The organism is Bradyrhizobium sp. P2_E8 (assembly GCF_056403875.1).
In genome coordinates this window covers 1-4473 of sequence record NZ_JBFUES010000642.1, presented here as the reverse complement: position 1 = coordinate 4473, position 4473 = coordinate 1, and the positions used below count along the sequence as shown (strand labels likewise).

Genomic DNA, 4473 nt, shown 5'->3' with positions numbered 1-4473 from the left:
CGCTTGTCCTGCGGGTCGGCGAAACGCCCTTGGGCATCCGCCTGCCAGATTTCCAGCATGCAATCCGGCACGGCGACGCCGTCGCCGTCGAACACGCGGCCCTCGATGCGGACACGATCGCCCGTGACGTCGGGCGTCAGCGTCGAGTTGGTGAACGCGTCGTTCCACGCATAGTCACCGGTCGGCGTCAGCCCGTATTTGAAGAACGGACCGACCGTCTGCGATGGCGTGATCCCGTTGTCCTTCACGTTGTCCTGCACTTAATGGTTCTCCATTGGCGTGGCGTTCTTGCCGCGCAGCACGATGTTGAAGCGGTAGCACAGCGCCCATTCGGGCTGGGTGTTCTCGAGATCGAACGACGAGACCATCCGCGCGCGCGCCTTCTCGTCCGGTACCGAAYTGAAGATCGGATCGAACGGGAACAGCGGATCGGCCGGAAAGTACATCTGCGTCACCAGCCGCGTGACGAAGGAATGGCCGAACACCGAGAGATGGATGTGCGCGGGACGCCAGGCGTTGTGGTGATTGCCCCACGGATAGGCGCCCGGCTTGATGGTGACGAAGCGGTAGTAGCCGGCGGCATCGCTCTGGGTGCGGCCTGCGCCGGTGAAGTTCGGATCCAGCGGCGCCGGATGCTGGTCGCGGACATGGACGTAGCGGCCGCAGGAATTGGCCTGCCAGATCTCGACCAGAGAGTTCGGCACGCCGCGACCGTCCTCGTCGAGCACATGGCCGTGCACGATGATGCGCTCGCCGATCGGCTCGCCGCTGTGCTGGGTGGTGAGATCGTTGTCGCCCTCGCGCACGGTTTCGTGGCCGTAGACCGGGCCGGTCAATTCCGACAGCGTGTGGCGCATCGGGATCAAGGGCTTGTTCGGCGCGCGCTTGATCGAGCTTTTATACTCGGGCGACAGCGGCAGCGGATGCGCCTTGTTGCTGTCGACGGGATAGATGAATGTCATTGGCGAACTCCTCCCCGGCCATTTTGGTCCGGCCGGTCAACGCTTCCGCCAATCATTATAGGATATAACTAATTGGGGGAAGCGAGTTTAGCAGCCTCTCTGGGCCGGCGCATGGCACAGACGCGCCCTATTTGATCGGCGGACGTGGCAGCACGGCTTCGCCGGCCTCGAGCCGGTAGGTGTGGTCGAGCGAATACCAGGGCGTCGCGACGTCGCGCGCGGCCGGATGCGGCGTATCGTGGCGCAGGAATTTGCCGATCAGCGCCTGCGTCACCCCGAACTGCACATCGCTGTCGATGTGCCGATCGGCGGGGTCGTAGACCTGCGAGATCAGCACCTTGAATCCGGGCTTGAAGATCAGGGCGTGCAGATGCGCGGGGCGATAGGGGTGCCGGCTCTGCGCCTTCAGCAGGCGGCCGACCACACCATTGGTCGGAATGGGATAGCCCACCATCATCACCGAACGGAAGGCGAAGCGTCCGTCCTGGTCGGTCGTGAACTTGCCGCGCAGGTTCATGTCGGCCTGCTCGGGGTCCTGGTTCTCGTAGAGACCGACCGGCGAGGCGTGCCAGACATCGACCTCCGCGCCCGCGACAGGACGGTCGTCCTTGTCCACGACGCGGCCGCTGACGAACAGCGGCGCACCCGGTGTCTCGGAGCGGACAATCGATCCGCCATTCTCGACCCGCGGCGAATTCAACCGCCAGAACGGCCCGAGCAGCGACTGGTCGGTTTCCGTATTGCCCTGATCGCCATTGTTGAGCAGGCACACCAGCGGCGAGACGCCGAGCGAGCCGGCCATCAGCACGACTTCGTTATGCGTGTCGGTCGTCAGCTTGCCGAGCTCGGCCACGATCGCGGTGGCGTCGCGGAACTCCGCCTCGGTCAGGCGAACATCGCGCACGAATGCGTGCAGGTGCTTGACCAGTGAGACCATGATCTGGCGAAGCCGCGGATCGGATGTCCGCTCCATCACCGCCAGTGCCGCGGCCGTGACGTCCTGCTCGCGCTCGATGATCATGGGACGGTCCCTTCCCTCGTCATTCCGGGGCGATGCGAAGCATCGAACCCGGAATCTCGAGATCCCGGGTTCGGTGCAAGCGCACCGCCCCGGGATGACGGTCCACTGCGTGGACCGTCAATTCAGCTTCTCGATCGCAACGGCAACGCCCTGACCGACGCCGACGCACATGGTGGCGAGCGCGAGCTTGCCGCCGCGCTTCTCCATGCCGTGCACGGCGGTGAGCGCCAGGCGCGCGCCGCTCATGCCGAGGGGATGGCCGAGCGCGATGGCGCCGCCATGCGGATTGACGAAATCGGCATCGTCGGCAACGCCGAGCTGGCGCATGCAAGCGATGCCCTGCGAGGCGAAGGCCTCGTTGAGCTCGATCAGGTCGAAATCGCTGATCTTCTTGCCGAGCCGCTCCATCAGCTTGCGCGTGGCAGGCACCGGACCAATGCCCATGATACGCGGCGGCACGCCGGCCGAGGCGAGGCCGAGGATGCGGGCGCGCGGCGTCAGGCCGTGCTTCTTCACAGCAGCTTCGGACGCCAGGATCATCGCGGCGGCGCCGTCATTGACGCCGGAGGCGTTGCCGGCGGTCACCGTACCGGGATTGCGCACGATCGGCTTCAGCTTGGCGAGGCCTTCCAGCGTGGTCTCGGGACGCGGATGCTCGTCCTTGTCGACCATGATCGGACCGGCCTTGCCGCCGGGAATGGTGATCGGCGTGATCTCTTCGGCGAAATAGCCGGCTGCGATCGCGGCACCCGCGCGCTGCTGCGAGCGGATCGCGAAGGCGTCCTGGTCGGCGCGCGAGACCTGGAATTCCTCGGCGACGTTCTCGCCGGTCTCGGGCATCGCATCGACGCCGTACTGCGCCTTCAGGAGCGGATTGATGAAGCGCCAGCCGATGGTGGTGTCGAAGATCTCGGCCGAGCGAGAGAAGGCTTCCTGCGCCTTGCCCATCACGAACGGCGCGCGGGTCATGGATTCAACACCGCCGGCAATCGCAAGCTCGATCTCGCCGGAGCGGATGGCGCGGCCGGCCGCACCGACCGCATCGAGGCCGGAGGCGCAAAGCCGGTTCAGGGTCTGGCCTGGAACCGAGTCCGGGAGACCCGCGAGCAGCAGCGCCATGYGCGCGACGTTGCGGTTGTCCTCACCGGCTTGGTTGGCACAGCCGAAGAAGACTTCGTCCACCTGCGCCCAATCGAGATTGGGGTGCTTGGCCATCAGCGCCTTGATCGGCGCGGCGGCCAGATCGTCGGCGCGCACCTTGGCGAGTGAGCCGCCGAAACGGCCGATCGGGGTCCGCACGGCATCGCAGATAAAGACGTCACGCATCGTTGTTCTCCCTGAATGCCGCGATCCGGCCCAAATTCTTCAATGTCGGCGGAGTTTTAGGAGGGCGCCCGCAGCAGGTCAATTGACGGTTTCGCGGGTGATGCATGTGAAACCCCAGCCGTCATTCCGGGGCGCCCGCTGGCGAGCCCGGAATCCATAACCACCAATCGGGGTTGTGGATTCCGGGGCTGCGCCTGTCGGCGCATCCCGGAATGACGATGAGAATGTGGCAGCTCCTCGCTCCGTGCGGACAACGTGGAAAACCCGCCCTCCCCGGCCAAAGCGATAGGAGCGCGGGACGAAATTTTGTAGGTTGCGCCGCCCATGACGATGCAACAGCCCATTCCCGCGCCAGACCCTGAACCCACGCCCGCGCCGCAGGCGGAAGCCGCCGCGCGGGTCACGCCGATGATGGAACAGTATCTGGAGATCAAGGCGGCGCATCAGGGCCTGCTGCTGTTCTACCGGATGGGCGATTTCTACGAGCTGTTCTTCGAGGACGCCGAGATCGCCTCGAAGACGCTCGGCATCGTGCTGACCAAGCGCGGCAAGCACCAGGGCGCTGATATCCCGATGTGCGGCGTGCCGGTCGAACGCTCCGAGGATTATCTGCACCGCCTGATCTCGGCCGGCCACCGGGTCGCGGTCTGCGAGCAGACCGAGGATCCCGCCGCCGCGAAAGCGCGCGGCAACAAGAGCGTGGTGCGCCGCGGCGTGGTGCGGCTGGTGACGCCGGGCACGCTGACCGAGGACACGCTGCTCGATGCGCGCGCCAACAATTACCTGCTGGCGATCGCGCGCGCCCGCTCGTCTTCCGGAGGCGATCGCTTCGGGCTTGCCTGGATCGACATCTCGACCGCCGAATTCATGGTGACGGAATGTTCGGGCGGCGAGCTTACCGCGACGCTGGCGCGGATCAATCCGAACGAGGCGATCGTCACCGACGCGCTCTACAACGACAACGAGCTCGGACAGACCTTGCGCGAACTGCCGGCGGTGACGCCGCTGACCCGCGACGTCTTTGATGGCGCCACCGCCGAGAAGCGCCTGTGCGACTATTTTGCGGTCGCGACCATGGATGGGCTCGCACAGCTGACCCGGCTCGAAGCCACAGCTGCGGCCGCCGCCGTCACCTATGTCGACCGCACCCAGGTCGGCAAGCAC

The 4473-nt window shown here is 65.8% G+C and carries 5 protein-coding genes; 1 reads left to right on the top strand and 4 read right to left on the bottom strand.

Annotated features, from left to right (window positions below; genetic code table 11):
* The 4 genes from AC1D00_RS28600 to pcaF form a co-directional block, all read right to left on the bottom strand.
* On the bottom strand, positions 1 to 260 hold a 260-nt coding region (locus AC1D00_RS28600), incomplete at its 3' end, for a dioxygenase family protein (protein WP_477012967.1).
* Positions 261 to 962 (bottom strand): protocatechuate 3,4-dioxygenase subunit beta, encoded by a 702-nt coding sequence (gene pcaH / locus AC1D00_RS28595; RefSeq protein WP_477012966.1) that lies wholly within the window; start codon positions 960 to 962, stop codon positions 261 to 263. It abuts the gene before it with no gap.
* Positions 963 to 1089: 127 nt separating this feature from the next.
* A complete protein-coding gene (locus tag AC1D00_RS28590; RefSeq protein ID WP_404551390.1) occupies positions 1090 to 1983 on the bottom strand; it encodes a dioxygenase family protein in 894 nt (297 codons plus the stop codon).
* A gap of 117 nt (positions 1984 to 2100) precedes the next feature.
* Entirely contained in the window at positions 2101 to 3309 is a 1209-nt protein-coding gene (gene pcaF / locus AC1D00_RS28585) for a 3-oxoadipyl-CoA thiolase (RefSeq protein ID WP_477012965.1), read from the bottom strand.
* 324 nt (positions 3310 to 3633) lie between these two features.
* Between pcaF and AC1D00_RS28580 the strand changes: the two genes are divergently transcribed.
* On the top strand, positions 3634 to 4473 hold an 840-nt coding region (locus AC1D00_RS28580; protein ID WP_477012964.1), incomplete at its 3' end, for a MutS N-terminal domain-containing protein.

What these genes read in the sequence shown, in the direction of transcription:
- AC1D00_RS28590 (WP_404551390.1), bottom strand. Translation starts at nt 1,983, where the DNA reads ATGATCATCGAGCGCGAGCAGGACGTCACGGCCGCGGCACTGGCGGTG.